This window comes from Flavobacterium cellulosilyticum, assembly GCF_004349355.1.
GTDB lineage: Bacteria > Bacteroidota > Bacteroidia > Flavobacteriales > Flavobacteriaceae > Flavobacterium > Flavobacterium cellulosilyticum.
Window position 1 is genome coordinate 25,578 of the sequence record NZ_SMFK01000020.1, and the last position, 16,693, is coordinate 42,270.

Here is a 16,693-nt window from a genome sequence, read left to right on the forward strand (position 1 = left end):
GTCATTATTCAACTCATTTTTAATACTATGCAATGGTATCTCAAATAACAAAAGGAATAAAAATATCAGTTCTAACTAGTTTTGAAGGCACGTACTTCAAAAACCATAAGATTCATTTTGCCTTTAGTTACGAGATTACAATCGAAAACCACAGTAAAGATGCTGTTCAATTAATTTCTCGCCATTGGGAAATTATTGATTCGCTCAATAATATGGAAATTGTTGATGGAGAAGGTGTCATAGGCAAAAAGCCTGTTTTGAAATCTGGCGAACATTATACCTATAATTCTGGTTGCCTTTTAGCGTCTCCCTATGGTGCAATGAAAGGCTACTTTAATATGATTAACTTTACCTCAACAAAAAAATTCAAAGTTATTGTGCCAACATTTAAATTATGTGCCCCCTTCGCTTTGAATTAATTCTTGTAGCAATTTCTTCCTTTCCCATAGCTGTAAAGATCTTTAAAATCTTCGTTTAAAAACTATATTCTAATATGATTTGTTGGAAAAGGTTTTATTTGCTGGATCTGCAATTAAAATAAAATATCACTTTTTTTTACTGTGAGGTATTATTACCGCTTGACTAGCAAAGTGCCAACTTGGCTCAATTCACAAAACAGACATAAATATTAAAACACTTAGTTTTCTTTTTTTTAAACAATACTTTGTACTTTTGTTAAATACTACTTAAAATCTAAAGGTTAGATTTATAACTTTTCTAATTTTCACTCAAGGATAAAGCTTGAATTGTGTGAAGCTAAATAAATAAATATGCTCAAAGGATTTTTCAATGTGCCCAAAGCCGTAAACGAACCTATAAAATCGTATGCGCCAAATTCTCCGGAAAAAACGGAAGTTCTTGCAGCTTACCAATCGATGTGGAATTCGAAAATCGATGTTCCATTATACATTGGGAGTGAAGAAATAAAAACTGGAAATACTCGCAATATGATTGCGCCACACGATCATAAACACGTTTTGGGAACCTATCATCTTGCCGATAAATCACATATAGAAAGTGCCATCGCCAATGGTTTAGAGGCCAAAACAAAATGGGCAAATATGGCTTGGGAACAACGCGCAGCCATATTCTTGAAAGCTGCTGAACTTATTGCCGGACCTTATCGCGCGCGAATAAATGCGGCTACGATGATTGCGCAATCTAAAAATGTTTTCCAAGCTGAGATTGACGCCGCCTGTGAATTTATCGATTTTTTACGTTTCAACGTAGAGTTTATAACTCAAATCTACAACGACCAACCTCAATCAAATTCCGACATGTGGAACCGATTGGAATATCGTCCCCTAGAAGGATTTATTTATGCCATTACACCTTTCAACTTCACGTCTATTGCAGGAAACCTTCCGTCAAGTGCAGCGATGATGGGAAATGTCGTGATTTGGAAACCAAGTGATAGTCAAGTTTACTCTGCCAAAATTATTATAGATGTTTTCAAGGAGGCGGGTGTTCCTGATGGAGTTATTAATGTTGTATTTGGCGATGCAGTAATGATTACTGATACCATATTAGCAAGTCGTGATTTAGCTGGACTCCATTTTACAGGTTCGACTCATGTTTTTAAAGAAATTTGGTCAAAAATTGGAACCAACATTCATCACTACAAAACCTATCCTAGAATCGTAGGAGAAACTGGTGGAAAAGATTTTATCGTAGTGCATCCAAGTGCGAATGTAAAACAAGTGGCTACTGGAATTGTTCGTGGTGCTTTTGAATTTCAAGGGCAAAAATGTTCAGCAGCATCGAGGGCTTATGTACCACAAAGCCTTTGGACAGCAATAAAAAAACAATTAATTACCGATGTAAAATCGATGCGAATGGGCCCGCCAGATGATTTTGGTAATTTTATTACAGCAGTAATTCACGAAGGATCATTCGATAAATTGGCCAATTTTATTGATCAAGCCAAAAAAGATGCAGATGCTGAAATTATCGTTGGAGGAAACTATGATAAATCCGTTGGATACTTTATTGAGCCAACCATAATTGTAACCACCAATCCACATTACTCCACAATGGAAACTGAATTATTTGGACCTGTAATGACAATTTTTGTCTATGAAGATACGAAATGGGAAGAAACATTAAAATTAGTAGATACAACTTCACCTTATGCTTTGACTGGAGCGGTTTTTAGCAAAGACCGTTATGCGATTGAGCAAGCAACAATTGCTTTGCAAAATGCAGCAGGAAATTTCTACATCAACGACAAACCAACTGGAGCTGTTGTTGGGATGCAACCTTTTGGTGGCGCAAGAGCTTCAGGAACCAATGATAAAGCCGGTTCAGTATTAAACTTATTGCGTTGGGTTTCACCAAGAACTATCAAAGAAACTTTTGTAACTGCGGAAGATTATAGATATCCGTTTTTGGGAGAGTAAATCAGTCTTAAAGTTCTAAAGTCTAAAGTCATAAAGAATATATATGTACATAAAGCCGAATCTATAGTTTTAAGATTCGGCTTTTTATTTACTCTTTATATCTTTCGACTTTAAGACTTTCGACATTATAACTATATTTGAAACTTCAAAGGCACATGCACCACTTTCTTCGTTTCAAAGAATTCATCTTCAAAATAATCAGCTAAATTATATTCGGTTGCTTTTGGGAAAGCTGCTAATTCTTCGGTTAAATCGCCGCCTTTGAGATAAAGAATGCCGTTTTTAAGTTGGTGCTTATTGTTTTTCTTGATTTTGTCTTTTATCCAAGAAACAAAATCAGGCATATTAGTCACGGCACGACTCACAATAAAATCGAAATCACCTTTTACCAATTCGGCACGAAGTTGTTCCGCTTTTACATTTTTAAGTTCTAAGGCTTCGGCGACAGCCTGAACCACTTTTATTTTTTTAGCAATGACATCGATCAAATAAAATCGTGTTTCTGGAAAAAGAATCGCTAAAGGAATTCCAGGAAATCCGCCTCCTGTTCCAACATCGAGAACAAAAGTTCCTGGTTCGAATTTGATTATTTTGGCAATCCCTAGCGAATGCAAAATATGTTTAGTGTATAATTCATCAATATCTTTTCGGGAAATGACGTTAATTTTTGCATTCCAATCGTGGTACAAAAAGTCCAATTTTGCGAATTGTTCAATTTGAAGTTCAGTCAAATTGGGAAAATACTTAGTAATCTCATTCATTATTGTAAATTTTAACAAAAGTACAATTTTTAGTTCTGAATATTTAACTCTATTTTGTAGATTGAAAATTTATAATAATTATCTTTGTGGTTAATTAAAATTAATAATGAATAAAATCACCCCGACATTTGCAAAGCAAGATAGTCTAAAGTTTTTTAGGACGCTTAACTCTCGGGTGAACAGCTACTTCAAAGAAAACAATATACCAAAAACAGGCAACTGGAAAATTCATTTGAAAACTGTAATTTTATTTACCGTTTTTCTTGTTCCCTATTTTTTGATACTTACCTTAAATATGCCTTTCTGGATCCATTTACTATTGACCATTGTTATGGGAATTGGTATGGCAGGAATTGGTATGAATGTGATGCACGACGCCAATCACGGTTCCTATTCAACCAAAAGTTGGGTTAATAATATAATGGGAGGTACCATTTATGTGTTAGCTGGCAATGTACACAACTGGCAAGTTCAACACAATGTTTTACATCATACCTATACGAACATCATCGGTCATGATGAAGATTTAGAAGCAGGAAGAATTATGCGGTTCTCCAAAGATGCTGAATGGCATAAATTCCATAAATTTCAACAGTATTATGCGGTTTTTTTATACGGCTTATTGACTTTTAATTGGGCTATTACTACAGATTTTAAACAAATGAGGAGCTACTTAAAACGGAAATTGTCTTATGGTGAACCTAAAAGTCCAAAGGTACTTTGGACGACATTAATCATTACAAAAGTCATTTATTTAGCGATTTGGATTGTTTTACCTATCGTAATTGGAATTACATGGTGGAAAGTCCTTGTTGGATTTTTTATCATGCATTACACAGCCGGATTAATTTTAAGCGTTGTGTTTCAATTGGCTCATGTAGTTGATGAAGCTGCAAATCCACTGCCAAATGAAGAAGGAGAAATGGAGAATACTTGGGCGATTCATCAATTGTTTACCACAGTCAATTTTGCACCAAAAAACAAAATTGTGAACTGGTATACAGGAGGTTTAAATCACCAAATAGAGCACCATATATTCCCACATATTAGCCATGTGCATTATGATAAAATTTCAAAAATCGTAAAAGAAACAGCTAAAGAATGCCAATTGCCTTATTACGAATACAAAACTTTTAGAAGTGCCGTTATCGCCCATTTCAAACATTTAAAAGAATTGGGAATGAAGCCCGCTTTACAATAAAATCAAACATTACAAATTAGACTTTATAAATCAAAATTACATTTTAATGAACAATCCGCTTTCAGACAGAATTAACAATTTAGCTACTTCACAAACATTAGCTATGGCTGCATTAGCCAGAGAATTAAAATCACAAGGAAAAGATATTATCAGTTTAAGTTTGGGTGAACCAGATTTTAACACTCCTGACTTCATCAAAGAAGCTGCAAAAAAAGCTATCGATGAAAATTACAGTACCTATTCTCCAGTAGATGGTTACGGTGATTTGAAAGAAGCTATTTGCAGAAAATTCAAAAGAGACAACGGACTGGATTACAAACCTTCTCAAATTGTAGTTTCAACTGGAGCAAAACAATCGTTATACAACATTGCGCAAGTAATGTTAAATGACGGAGATGAAGTGATTTTACCTGCGCCTTACTGGGTTTCTTATTTCGAAATTGTAAAATTGTCTGGTGGAGTTCCTGTAGAGGTTCCAACTTCTATCGATACCGATTTTAAAATCACTCCAGCTCAATTAGAAGCTGCTATTACTCCAAAAACAAAAATGATGTGGTTCAGTTCTCCTTGTAATCCAAGTGGTTCTGTTTACAACCGTGAAGAGTTAACTGCTTTGGCTAAAGTATTGGAAAAACACCCACACGTATATGTTGTTGCTGACGAAATCTACGAGCACATCAATTTTTCTGGAACTTTCTGCAGCATCGGTTCTATTCCGGGTATGTTAGAAAAAACCATAACTGTTAACGGAGTTGCAAAAGCTTTCGCAATGACAGGATGGAGAATTGGATATATTGGTGGACCAGAATTCATCGCAAAAGCCTGTACAAAAATACAAGGACAAGTAACTTCAGGAGCAAATTCTATTGCTCAACGCGCTACGATTACTGCTGTAGATGCTGATCCAAGTGTATTGAACGAAATGGTTGCCGCTTTTAAAAGCCGTAGAGATTTAGTAGTAGGATTGCTTCAAGATATTCCAGGAATCAAAATTAACGTTCCTGAAGGAGCATTTTATGTGTTTCCTGACGTTTCTTCCTTCTTTGGAAAAACATTAAAAGGAACATTTATTAAAGATGCCAATGATTTTTCAATGTATCTTTTGGGCGAAGCCAATGTTGCAACTGTAACAGGTGACGCTTTCGGTAATCCAGATTGTATTCGTTTTTCTTATGCAACAAGCGAAGATTTACTTACAGAAGCATTAAGAAGAATAAAAGAAGCTGTAGCTTAATTAATTTCTGAAATTAAACACCAAATACTCATTCAGTATTTGAAATGCCCCCAAAAAGTTAGATGCTATTTGGGGGTATTTTTATGGAAAGAAAAGTCAAATAATGTTATGAATTTAAACTTTGCTGTATTTGAGGAGTTTTAAAAATACATCAATTAGTAATTGCCGCAGCACTAGAAAAAGACATAATTCTCAATATTCTTAAACGGTGGATTATTTACTACGTCGCTATCAAAAACAGGTCTTGCTTACCAAGCTTTTTTGCATGTCAAATTGGTCTTCAACAATAAAAGAAACACCGTCTAGAGTAGCGTCAATTTCAGAATTGGCTAAAGCATCGTCAACTGTAATTGTGTTTGAAGTAGCTGAAAAATCTACTTTTTCATTGGAAGTACAGCCAATAAAAAAGCTGATAGAAAATAATGCAGCAAATAAAAAAAAATTGTTTTCATAATAAATATTTTTTTAGATTGATTAATTTTTTAAAAAAACATTAATTGAGGACATACATATTTAATTTAAAAATCGTTTTGTATATCTGTAAATGAATAGTTATCCATAAACTACGTTGTTTTAATGTAAGTTGTAAGTTTAAAAATTTATGCGAAAATGTGTTTTATACTATTTATGAAGCTGATTAAAATTGGAATCCAACACAATAAAAATTGCTTTTAATCTTAAACAATGTATTATTAAAAAATACTTTCACTTTATCAAAAAGTTGCTGTTTTTTTATTCGAAAACAGTATATTTGGAATCTCAATGAATATCACTTCTCAAATAAAACAACCCATTTTTAAAGAAATGGAACTTTTTGAAAAAAAGTTCTATGATTCTATGACCTCTAAAGTGGCTTTATTGAATCGAATTACCTATTATATTGTAAATAGGAAAGGAAAACAAATGCGCCCGATGTTTGTTTTTCTAACATCAAAAATGCTTGCCTCAGGTAATGTAAACGAGAGGACGTATAGAGGAGCTTGTGTTATTGAGCTTATTCATACGGCTACTTTAGTTCATGATGATGTGGTAGATGACAGCAATCGCAGAAGAGGTTTTTTCTCAATAAATGCACTTTGGAAAAACAAAATTGCAGTTCTGGTTGGCGATTATTTATTGTCCAAAGGATTGTTACTTTCTATAGATAATGGTGATTTCGATTTGTTGCGAATTATTTCTGTAGCGGTACGAGAAATGAGTGAAGGGGAATTATTGCAAATTGAAAAAGCAAGAAGACTCGATATTACAGAAGATATTTATTACGAAATCATTCGAAAAAAAACAGCTACCCTAATTGCTGCCTGTTGTGCTTTAGGTGCAAAATCTGTTATTGAAGATGAGGTGCAAGTAGAAAATATGCGAAAATTTGGTGAACTTATCGGAATGGCTTTTCAAATTAAAGATGATTTATTTGATTATTCCGAAGAAGCCATTGGTAAGCCTACAGGAATTGATATTAAAGAACAAAAAATGACTTTACCACTTATTCATGTATTGAATAATTGTACTTCTAAGGAAAAGTCTTGGCTTATCAATTCTATAAAAAATCACAACAAAGACAAGAAGCGTGTAAAAGAAGTGATAGGCTTTGTGAAAAATAACAATGGTTTATTGTATGCTGAGCAAAAAATGGGGCAATTTCAGCAAGAAGCACTATTGCTTTTAGAAAACTATCCTCAATCAGAATATAAAGACTCCCTAATTTTGATGGTGAATTATGTAATTGAGAGGAAGAAGTAGTTTCTTAAATACGTTTTTTTATACTATGAATTGCGTATTTTTGTAGTCTTTTAAAAAAATTAAATTCCCACTAAAAATTGATCACTAAGGAAACCATAGATAAAGTATTTGAATCGGCTCGAGTAGAGGAGGTTATTGGCGATTTCGTACAATTAAAACGCGCTGGAACCAACTTCAAAGGGTTAAGTCCGTTTTCGGATGAACGTTCTCCATCGTTTATGGTTTCGCCTGTAAAGGGAATTTGGAAAGATTTTAGTTCTGGAAAAGGGGGGAATTCGGTCGCTTTTTTGATGGAGCATTCTCATTTTACCTATCCGGAAGCTATAAAATATTTAGCCAATAAATACAATATCGAAATCGAAGAAACGGAACAATCCGACGAAGATAAAGCAATTACCGATGTTCGAGAAAGTATGTATTTGGTTTCTGAATTTGCTAAAACCTATTTTCACAATACCTTATTAAAAACCGAAGAAGGGAAAGCTATTGGGCTTTCTTATTTCAAAGAAAGAGGTTTTACGGCTGAAACGATAGAAAAATTTACGCTGGGATATTCTCCAGAAGCTTGGGATGCTTTTACTAAAGAGGCTTTGGGGAAAGGCTATAAATTAGAATTTCTTGAAAGCACAGGATTAACTATTCCTAAAGACGATAGACCGTTTGATAGATTCAAAGGTAGGGTGATGTTTCCCATACAAAGCATGTCTGGACGGGTTTTGGGTTTTGGAGGTAGAATTTTAACCAATGATAAAAAAGCGGCAAAATACCTCAATTCACCTGAAAGTGATATCTATCATAAAAGCAAGGTTTTATATGGAATATTTCAAGCAAAACAATCCATCTCTAAACTTAATAATTGTTATTTAGTCGAAGGGTATACCGATGTTATTCAATTCAATCAATCTGGAATCGAAAATGTAGTTTCTTCCTCAGGAACAGCATTAACACCAGATCAAATTCGGTTAGTCAACAGATTAACAAAAAACATAACGGTACTTTTTGACGGTGACGCTGCGGGACTTCGTGCTTCTATTCGTGGAATCGATTTAATCCTTGAAGAAGGAATGAACGTCAAAGTTTGTGCTTTTCCTGATGGTGAAGACCCTGATAGTTTTGCCAAGAAAACGCCTTATGAAGAATTAGTCAACTATCTAGAGGATAATTCTAAGGATTTTATTCAGTTCAAAGCCTCTTTGTTGATGGATGATGCCAAGAATGATCCCATAAAAAAAGCTGATTTAATTCGGGAAATGGTGGTGAGTATTTCCAAGATTCCAGACCGAATTCAACGCGAAATCTACATTCAGGAATGTTCTCGAATTATGGATATTTCTGAACAAGTGTTGGTTAGTACATTGGCACAATTGGTACAAAAGGATGTTTCTGATGTTGAAAAAAAGCATAAACAAGAGCAAAAAACTTTTGAAGTTGTGAAAAATGAAGATCCAGTTCAGCCAAGAAAAATCGATATTCTCTATGGATTGGAGCGAAAAATAATAGAAATTCTTTTATTGTATGGGAATATTACAGAGGAATTTGAAGATGTGCTTTTAAAAACTAATGATGAAGGGGAAATTGAAAATGTAGTAGAACGGAATAAATACAAAGTATTTCAAAGAATATTTTTGAGTTTACAAGAAGACGAAGTAGAGCTAGCAAATCCTTTATTTCGAGACATATTTAAAAACCTGACAAGCTATTATTATCAAAACGAAACCTTTAGTATTGAGCAATATTTAATGCATTTGCAGCCCGAATTTGCTCAAGAAATTACGGATATTTTAATGGAAGATGAACGAGTTGTCTTGCACAACTGGGAAGGACAGAATATTTTTCCAAAAGCTAAAACCGAATCAATTAGTCAATATGTTTCAGAAACGATATTAACGATGCGTTGGTATTTAGTTGATAAAATCATCGAAGAAATAAAAAACTCTATATCAACAGAACCAGATTCTGATAATATAGAGTCTATGTCTATGGCAATGGATTATTACAAATTAATTAATTCTTTTTCGAAAAAATTAGGTAGAGTAATGTCGCGTTATAGTTAAACGATTTCCAGTGTTTTTGCTTTATTTACTAAATCAACTAGATTTGTAACGTTTAATTTTTGCAACAGTCTTAGTTTATAGGTGCTTATTGTTTTCTCATTAAGTCCAAGAATTTTTGAAATTTCATTATTCTTTTTACCATCGCTTAAATAACGCAAAACTTCTACTTCGCGATTAGATAGTTTTCTATACAAACGCTCGCTTTTGTTTTGTTTAGCAATCAAGGCAAGGTTTTTCTTTACGGTTTCATTTAATATTATTTTACCTTGACTTACCTTTACAATTGCTTGTCCTAAAGTTTCTAGTTTTTCTTTTTTGGAAACAAACCCTGAAACTCCGGCTTTAATTGCATTTGGCGCATATATTTGTTCTGAAAGATTACTAAAGATTATTATTTTAGTTTTAGGAAAGTTTTTTAAAACGTTTTTTACTTCAAAAATACTTGAAAGGCCTTCTAATTCTAAATCTAAAACTAAAACATCGATTTCCTTCGTTAGAAGAATATCTCTTACCATCATAAAATTACCTACATTAGCAACGACAGAAATGTCATCGTGATCTTTGAAATACGATTTTACTCCAAAATGCACTACGGGATTATTTTCTGCTAAACAAACTTTTATCATAATGTTACTTTTTTAGAAATGTTAATAATTCGTGTGAATAGTAAAGTTAATAAAAACATTTCATTTAATTGTTAATTTTATTAGAAAAATACTACTTTAAATTTTTTGAAATAACACAAACTGGAATATCTAACATTTTATGTTGATTGATTGAGTTTAATTTTTTATAAATTTCGAAGACTGTTTTTTCTCTTCCAGAAAAGTTATTTGCAGTTGAACCTTTCTCATCCAGAAGCATAGCCCATTCAAGTTCATCGTAACTGGCTCCCAATTGATCTTCATCTGTACGATCATCTCCAAACAATCCATCTGTAGGCAAGGCCTCTAAAATAGATCTTGGGATTTTTAGAAAATCAGCCAATGCAAACACATCCGATTTCATTAAGTCGGCAATTGGACTTAAATCCACACCGCCATCTCCATATTTTGTAAAGAAACCTACCCCAAAATCTTCTACTTTATTTCCTGTTCCAGCAACTAAATACCCCTTAATTCCTGCAAAATAATACAATGTAGTCATACGCAGTCGCGCTCGAGTATTGGCAAGAGATAAATGTACTTTGTAGTCATCTTCCGTAGCGGGAACTTGATTTTTAAAAGATTCAAAAACAGGTGTTAAGTCAGCTTCAATAGTTGAAACATTAGGGAATCTACTTTTTAGTAATTCTATATGTTCGCGTCCACGACTCACGTGTGTAGGTGCTTGATGTATTGGCATTTCTACACATAACGTAGGAAAACCAGTTTGGGCACAAAGTGTAGAAGTAACAGCCGAATCAACTCCTCCAGAAATTCCAACAACAAATCCATTCACTTTTGCGTTTTCAGCATAGGTTTTCAACCAGTTTACAATATATGAATTAACTTTTTCGACTTGAATAGTGCTTTTTTTAGTCATAATAGATAGAGTTTTTAAAAAGTAGGAATTGTATATTTGCAAAAATAATAATTTTAAGGAGCTATTCCCGCTATACGTTGTAATCTTTTATTTTTTAAAGAAAAAAATAAAAGGATTTCCACTTTTATCGGGGCTAAAAAAAATAAAATGAAGAGAATAATTTTCTTAATGACCATATTATTCGCATTTGGATCATGTCAAAAAAAATCAAAAGTCGAAAAGGCAATCGAAGCTATTCCTGTGAAATTCAAAGTGGAACGTTTTGACAAACAATTTTTCGAAACTAAACCAGAAGATTTAGATAAACTTAAAAGAGAATATCCGTTTTTTTTTCCACAAGGAAACGAAAATAATGTTTGGTTGGAAAAAATGAAAAATCCTCAATGGAGAGAATTATATGCTGAAGTGCAAAAAAAATATTCGAATTTCGATGCTGTTCAAAATGAACTCGAAACGCTATTTAAACACATAAAGTACAATTTCCCAGAAACAAAAACACCTAGAGTAATTACAGTTATATCAGAAATGGACTACAATAATAAAGTAATTTATTCCGATAGTTTGGTTATTATTTCACTCGAATTGTATTTAGGAAAAGCACATAAATTTTATCAATTTCCAGAATATATAAAACAAAATTTTGAAGAAAAACAAATGATGCCCGATGTAGTTACTAGTTTTTCATTAAATAAAATTACGGCTGTAAGCGATAATAGTTTATTGAGTCAAATGATCTATTATGGAAAACAATTGTATCTAAAAGACGTACTTTTACCAGAATACACTGATGCTGATAAAATGGGCTATACACCCGAACAAATAGTGTGGTGTCAAGAAAACGAAAATTATATTTGGCGTTATTTTATCGAAAAAGAAATGCTGTACAGTGACGATCAAAAATTAAAAAACAGATTTATAAATTTAGCTCCTTTTTCAAAGTTTTACCTCGAAATTGATAATGAATCTCCAGGTAGAGTGGGAGCATGGATCGGCTGGCAAATTGTTCGTTCATTTGCCGAAAATAATCCGATTCCAATTGATGAGCTTTTAAAAATGAATGCCAAAGAATTATTCGAAAAATCAAAATATAAACCCAAGAAATAATGTCAAATACAAATACATCCGAAATAAAAATACAAATAGAACTGGACGAAAATAGAGTTCCAGAAAAATTACTGTGGTCAGCTTCTGAAGGAGGAATCCAAACCGAAGAATCAAAAGCTTTTATGCTTTCTGTTTGGGATAGTAACGAAAAAACATCAAAATGTATCGAATTGTGGACTAAAGATATGCCTGTTGATGAAATGAAAATATTTTTTCATCAAACCTTGATGTCTATGACTGAAACATTTCAGCGCGCTACTGGCGATGAAAAAATGTCAGCTACCATGAAGGATTTTTGCGATTATTTTGCCGAGAAATTAGAAATTAAAGCTTAATATGGCTTTTAATTCATTTTGTTAACTAGGTCAGTTTTATTCTAAACAGAATATTTAAAAAATAAATCAGCCAAAATTAGTATTCATTTTTGGCTGATTCGTTTTTTAAAATTGTGTGTATCAATATGATTTATATTATATTTGGATAATCCTTACAATATATCGAAATGAAAAACAGAGTTAGATTTACAATAGTTTTATTGCTTTTAATTGTGCAAATTAAAATTGACGCACAAAATCTAAAACTTCAACCCAAAGGCTATTTTTCAGCTCGTGGTATTGATGTAACGGTATTTGATGACATCTATCCTGATGGCCATCAAACTGGAGTAACCATGATACAACATGGGGAACGCGTTATGGCTAATGGAGATTTGCGTTTAGAAATTTCACCCGGGCAATGGTCACCTGTGCCTAAAGAAGTTGAAAAAAAAATTGACCCTTTAACACAAACAATTTCTCAATCTTTGTCTTTTCCAGACGAAACTAAAAATCATATTGGTTTCAATCCAATAGATTATCCCGATTTAAAGTTAAAATATAAAGTTAACGTTACACCTACAGAAGGGAATAATTTTCGAATTACAGTTGATTTAGAAAATGAAGTTGATCTAAAATGGTTGGGTAAAATCGGGTTCAACATCGAATTGTTTCCTGGAAATCTATTTGGAAAATCCTATATATGTGATGGGAATATGGGAATTTTTACCCATTCTCCTTATGGCCCTCTTCAAGTGCAAAGCGATGGTCAGCAGCTTGGAACTCCTTTATGTAAAGGAAAAAAAATCACAATTGCTCCCGAAAGTGATTTGTCAAGAGTAACCATTCAGTCTAATTTAGAAGATATTGCTTTATGGGACGGACGCATCAATCACAATAATGGATGGTTTATCATTCGTGCTCCTATAGCCAAAAATTCAGGAAAAAGAGTGGTAGATATTGTTGTTTCGCCAAACGTAATTCCTAATTGGTTGTACAAACCTGTAGTGCAAGTTTCTCAAGTTGGTTATTATCCTAGTCAATCAAAAATTGCCATTTTAGAGACTGATACCAATGATATTGAACGATCCGAAGTGCAATTGATACAGCATACTGAATTTGGAGAAAAAAATATTAAAACCATCAAACCTAAAAAATGGGGTGAATTTTTAAGATACAACTATTATCAATTGGACTTTTCTGAAATAAAAGAGGAAGGAATGTATTCCTTGAGTTATAGAGGAAATGAAACAGTAGCTTTTCAAATAAGTAAGTCATTATATGATAGAAATGTTTGGCAACCTATACTTGAATATTTTTTGCCAGTACAAATGTGTCATGTTAGAGTGAATGAAAAATATAGGATTTGGCATAACTTCTGTCATTTAGATGATGCACAAATGGCGCCAATTAATTTAAATCATTTTGATGGATACGTCCAAGGTCCTTCTACGCTTACAAAATATAAGTCTAATGAAGTTGTTGAAAATCTGAATCAAGGAGGATGGCATGATGCGGGAGATGATGATTTAAGGGTAGAATCTCAAATAGGCACAATCTGGAATTTAGCCCTTATGTTAGAAGAATTTGACATTGAGTCTTATGACGCTACGAGTATTGATGAAGATAAACGAATAGTCGAAATTCATCAGCCAGACGGTAAGTCGGATGCTATTCAGCAAATGGAGCACGGATTGGCTTCGGTTTTGGGAGGCTATCGATCTATGGGGCGCTTATACCGAGGGATTATTACTAACAGTTTAAAACAATATGTGCTTCTGGGAGATTTTGGAGGAGTAACTGATGGTAAATGGGCAAGTAATCCAAGTGCAAAAGACGATGACCGATGGGTTTTTACAGAAGACAATCCAGATAGAGAATTATATGTTGCTGCTGGACTTGCTGCTTCCTATCGTGTTTTAAAAAGCAAGAATCCAAATCTGGCCGAGGAGTGCTTAGAAACAGCTAAGGCATTGTACAAAACTTCATTTTTAAAAGCAAAAAAACCAGGAAGTAAAATAATGCTACTTGTCGAATTGGCTTTGTCAACCAACGAATCGATTTATACGAATCAAATTGTCGACTTACAAGCTGAAGTCTTGTCAAATTTTGAAAATTTGGGATGGAGAGTGGGTAGGATGAAACATCTTATCAAAGACAAATCATTCATTTCTAAATTAAATTCTGAAGCGGAAAAATGGGGTTTAAAGATAAAAAATAATTCACTTACAGATTCTCCATATGGTGTTCCATATAAGCCTAATATTTGGGGAGCGGGTTGGACTTTGCAAGATTTTGGAGTGCAACAATATTATTTTTCTAAATCATGGCCAGAGTTTGCTAATTACGAATTATATAGTAATGCGTTGAATTTTATACTCGGAGTACATCCTGGGAATAATACAGCTTCTTTTGCTTCAGGAATTGGGTCAAATTCATTGTTGGTTGCTTATGGTATGAATCGAGCAGATTGGTCTTATATACCTGGAGGAGTAACTTCAGGAACGGCACTAATCAGACCTAATTTACCGGAACTTAAAACCTGGCCTTACTTTTGGCAGCAAACAGAATATGTTATGGGTGGCGGGTCTACGGATTTTATGTTTTTAGTACTGGCAGTAAAAAAACATTTTGGAAATTAAGTCAATATAAAAGTCAATAAAAAAATCCAAAATTCCAATGTAACTGGAATTTTGGATTTCTATTTTTTTTGAAATTATATTTAAAACTCACTATTGTTCTTAAAAACCTCTTGATTTACTTCTTCTATATAATTCAAAAGCGTTTCTTTTCCTGTAGATTCCGTTGCCGATGTCACGAAATAAGTAGGCATTTCGGCCCAATTGTTAGCAAACATTTTCTTTTTGTAAGCGGCAATGTGTGAGTCAATTTTGGTTTTACTAATCTTATCCGCTTTTGTGAAAACAATGCAAAAAGGAATCTCACTTTCGCCCATATAAGACATAAACTCAATATCGATTGCCTGAGCTTCAAGGCGAATATCAATCAAAACAAAAGCGCAAACTAATTGCTCTCTAGTTTCAAAATAATCCGTTATAAATTGCTGAAATACCGATTTTGTTTTCTTAGAAACTTTGGCATAACCATATCCTGGTAAATCGACAAGAAACCAATTATTGTTAATCAAAAAGTGATTGATTAACTGCGTTTTTCCTGGTCTTCCAGATGTTTTAGCTAAGTTTTTATGGTTAGTCAACATGTTAATAAGTGATGACTTTCCAACATTAGAACGGCCTATAAAAGCATATTCGGGCAAAAAATCTTTAGGACATTTTGCAACTTCAGAGTTACTAATAATAAATTCGGCAGTATTAATTTTCATGATATATTTTATAAATACTAGGCTTTGCTAGTGCGCTTTTAAGTGGGTATGAGACAACCAGTCTTCGAGTAAACGATTGAATTCTTCTGGTTGTTCCATCATGGCGGCATGACCACAATTATCAATCCAATATAGAGTAGCATTAGGTAATAGCTCATTAAATTCTTGGGCAACATTTGGTGGTGTTACGGTATCATTTTTGCCCCAAATCAAGCAAGTTTGCACGTGCATTTTAGGTAAATCCTTGGCCATATTATGTCTAATAGCACTTTTGGCAATAGTTAATGTTTTTATCAGTTTAATTCGATCATTAACAGAGGCGTAAACCTCGTCAACTAGTTCTTTTGTAGCTATTTTAGGGTCATAAAAAACAGCTTCGGCTTTTTTCTTTATATATTCATAATCGCCTCTTTTAGGATAGCTATCTCCCATGGCGCTTTCATAAAGACCAGAACTTCCTGTTAGTACTAGTCCTGCTACTTTTTCTGGATACATTTTAGTGTGATATAAAGCGATGTGTCCCCCTAATGAATTCCCTAAAAGAATTACTCTGTCAAATCCTTTAAAGGTGATAAAGTCCTTCACGTATTTTGCAAAACTTTTTACATTTGTTTTTAAAAGGCTTTGTGAGTATATAGGCAAATCGGGGATGACAATTTTATATCCTTTTTCCGAAAAATACGAAGCGACAGCGTCAAAGTTGCTTAACCCTCCCATTAATCCATGTAAAACAACAATTGGAGTACCTACTCCTGCTTCATAATAGCTGTATCTACCTTCTTTCTTAAAGTATTTTTCCATACGGTTTTTCGAAAATTTTCAATTGCCACAAAGATAGGATTTAATAAATTAAAAAGAATTATTGAAATCATTATTTAAAATTTATTCTTTTCGAATAACAGATTCTCTTTTTGGCTTCAATTTAAGGTACTTCGTTTTTTTAAACAACCTTATGACTTTTTCTATACTAACATTTTTTTTCCTTTTTTACTAACTGGGTTATATTTAGAAACAGTTTT

General features: G+C 33.3%; 15 protein-coding genes. 10 read left to right on the forward strand and 5 right to left on the reverse strand.

Annotated features, from left to right (window positions below):
• Positions 1-32: 32 nt before the first annotated feature.
• Positions 33-419, forward strand: a complete 387-nt coding sequence (gene apaG, locus E0F76_RS17845; protein WP_132009447.1) for a Co2+/Mg2+ efflux protein ApaG — start codon at positions 33-35, stop codon at positions 417-419.
• A gap of 351 nt (positions 420-770) precedes the next feature.
• Positions 771-2,399, forward strand: a complete 1,629-nt coding sequence (gene pruA, locus E0F76_RS17850) for an L-glutamate gamma-semialdehyde dehydrogenase (RefSeq protein WP_132009450.1) — start codon at positions 771-773, stop codon at positions 2,397-2,399.
• Between the two features lie 131 nt (positions 2,400-2,530).
• Here the strand turns inward: pruA and rsmG are convergent, their stop codons facing one another.
• Positions 2,531-3,160 (reverse strand): 16S rRNA (guanine(527)-N(7))-methyltransferase RsmG, encoded by a 630-nt coding sequence (rsmG, locus tag E0F76_RS17855; RefSeq protein WP_132009453.1) that lies wholly within the window; start codon positions 3,158-3,160, stop codon positions 2,531-2,533.
• 106 nt (positions 3,161-3,266) lie between these two features.
• On the opposite strand from rsmG, the gene E0F76_RS17860 reads away from it, so the two are divergent.
• From E0F76_RS17860 to dnaG, 5 genes are all read left to right on the forward strand, one after another.
• Complete coding sequence (locus tag E0F76_RS17860) at positions 3,267-4,361, forward strand: fatty acid desaturase family protein (RefSeq protein WP_132009456.1); 1,095 nt, start codon at positions 3,267-3,269, stop codon at positions 4,359-4,361.
• A 46-nt stretch (positions 4,362-4,407) separates the two neighbouring features.
• Positions 4,408-5,595 (forward strand): pyridoxal phosphate-dependent aminotransferase, encoded by a 1,188-nt coding sequence (locus E0F76_RS17865; RefSeq protein ID WP_132009459.1) that lies wholly within the window; start codon positions 4,408-4,410, stop codon positions 5,593-5,595.
• A gap of 208 nt (positions 5,596-5,803) precedes the next feature.
• Positions 5,804-6,049, forward strand: coding sequence for a hypothetical protein (locus tag E0F76_RS17870; RefSeq protein ID WP_165932738.1), 246 nt, complete (start codon positions 5,804-5,806; stop codon positions 6,047-6,049).
• 308 nt (positions 6,050-6,357) lie between these two features.
• The gene (locus E0F76_RS17875; RefSeq protein ID WP_132009465.1) at positions 6,358-7,335 is read left to right on the forward strand and encodes a polyprenyl synthetase family protein; all 978 of its coding nucleotides are present in this window, start codon (positions 6,358-6,360) and stop codon (positions 7,333-7,335) included.
• A gap of 77 nt (positions 7,336-7,412) precedes the next feature.
• A complete protein-coding gene (gene dnaG, locus E0F76_RS17880; protein ID WP_132009468.1) occupies positions 7,413-9,389 on the forward strand; it encodes a DNA primase in 1,977 nt (658 codons plus the stop codon).
• Here the strand turns inward: dnaG and E0F76_RS17885 are convergent.
• Both E0F76_RS17885 and nadE read right to left on the reverse strand, forming a co-directional pair.
• Positions 9,386-10,015 carry a response regulator transcription factor gene (locus E0F76_RS17885; RefSeq protein WP_132009471.1) on the reverse strand — a complete coding sequence of 210 codons (630 nt, stop codon included), beginning with the start codon at positions 10,013-10,015 and terminating at the stop codon, positions 9,386-9,388. The two genes, dnaG and E0F76_RS17885, sit on opposite strands and share 4 nt — an antisense overlap.
• 91 nt (positions 10,016-10,106) lie before the next feature.
• Positions 10,107-10,913 carry an NAD(+) synthase gene (nadE, locus tag E0F76_RS17890; protein ID WP_132009474.1) on the reverse strand — a complete coding sequence of 269 codons (807 nt, stop codon included), beginning with the start codon at positions 10,911-10,913 and terminating at the stop codon, positions 10,107-10,109.
• Between the two features lie 147 nt (positions 10,914-11,060).
• Here nadE and gldB point away from each other — a divergent pair, with 147 nt between their 5' ends.
• From gldB to E0F76_RS17905, 3 genes are all read left to right on the forward strand, one after another.
• Complete coding sequence (gene gldB / locus E0F76_RS17895) at positions 11,061-12,017, forward strand: gliding motility lipoprotein GldB (protein WP_132009477.1); 957 nt, start codon at positions 11,061-11,063, stop codon at positions 12,015-12,017.
• Positions 12,017-12,352 carry a gliding motility protein GldC gene (gldC, locus tag E0F76_RS17900; protein WP_132009479.1) on the forward strand — a complete coding sequence of 112 codons (336 nt, stop codon included), beginning with the start codon at positions 12,017-12,019 and terminating at the stop codon, positions 12,350-12,352. Before gldB ends, gldC begins: the two co-directional genes overlap by 1 nt.
• A gap of 167 nt (positions 12,353-12,519) precedes the next feature.
• On the forward strand, positions 12,520-14,973 hold the full coding sequence (locus E0F76_RS17905) for a glycoside hydrolase family 9 protein (RefSeq protein ID WP_132009482.1): 2,454 nt from the start codon (positions 12,520-12,522) through the stop codon (positions 14,971-14,973).
• An 80-nt stretch (positions 14,974-15,053) separates the two neighbouring features.
• Here E0F76_RS17905 and yihA read toward each other — a convergent pair whose 3' ends face one another.
• Both yihA and E0F76_RS17915 read right to left on the reverse strand, forming a co-directional pair.
• Entirely contained in the window at positions 15,054-15,674 is a 621-nt protein-coding gene (gene yihA / locus E0F76_RS17910) for a ribosome biogenesis GTP-binding protein YihA/YsxC (RefSeq protein ID WP_132009485.1), read from the reverse strand.
• A gap of 27 nt (positions 15,675-15,701) precedes the next feature.
• Positions 15,702-16,475, reverse strand: coding sequence for an alpha/beta fold hydrolase (locus E0F76_RS17915; RefSeq protein WP_132009488.1), 774 nt, complete (start codon positions 16,473-16,475; stop codon positions 15,702-15,704).
• Positions 16,476-16,693 lie beyond the last annotated feature (218 nt).

Bases quoted from the DNA above. Each gene is read 5' to 3' on its own strand.
- E0F76_RS17860 (WP_132009456.1), top strand. From the start codon at position 3,267: ATGAATAAAATCACCCCGACATTTGCAAAGCAAGATAGTCTAAAGTTT.
- apaG (WP_132009447.1), top strand. From the start codon at position 33: ATGGTATCTCAAATAACAAAAGGAATAAAAATATCAGTTCTAACTAGT.
- nadE (WP_132009474.1), bottom strand. From the start codon at position 10,913: ATGACTAAAAAAAGCACTATTCAAGTCGAAAAAGTTAATTCATATATT.
- gldC (WP_132009479.1), top strand. From the start codon at position 12,017: ATGTCAAATACAAATACATCCGAAATAAAAATACAAATAGAACTGGAC.
- pruA (WP_132009450.1), top strand. From the start codon at position 771: ATGCTCAAAGGATTTTTCAATGTGCCCAAAGCCGTAAACGAACCTATA.
- E0F76_RS17875 (WP_132009465.1), top strand. From the start codon at position 6,358: ATGAATATCACTTCTCAAATAAAACAACCCATTTTTAAAGAAATGGAA.
- E0F76_RS17915 (WP_132009488.1), bottom strand. From the start codon at position 16,475: ATGGAAAAATACTTTAAGAAAGAAGGTAGATACAGCTATTATGAAGCA.
- E0F76_RS17905 (WP_132009482.1), top strand. From the start codon at position 12,520: ATGAAAAACAGAGTTAGATTTACAATAGTTTTATTGCTTTTAATTGTG.
- rsmG (WP_132009453.1), bottom strand. From the start codon at position 3,160: ATGAATGAGATTACTAAGTATTTTCCCAATTTGACTGAACTTCAAATT.
- E0F76_RS17885 (WP_132009471.1), bottom strand. From the start codon at position 10,015: ATGATAAAAGTTTGTTTAGCAGAAAATAATCCCGTAGTGCATTTTGGA.
- gldB (WP_132009477.1), top strand. From the start codon at position 11,061: ATGAAGAGAATAATTTTCTTAATGACCATATTATTCGCATTTGGATCA.
- yihA (WP_132009485.1), bottom strand. From the start codon at position 15,674: ATGAAAATTAATACTGCCGAATTTATTATTAGTAACTCTGAAGTTGCA.
- E0F76_RS17865 (WP_132009459.1), top strand. From the start codon at position 4,408: ATGAACAATCCGCTTTCAGACAGAATTAACAATTTAGCTACTTCACAA.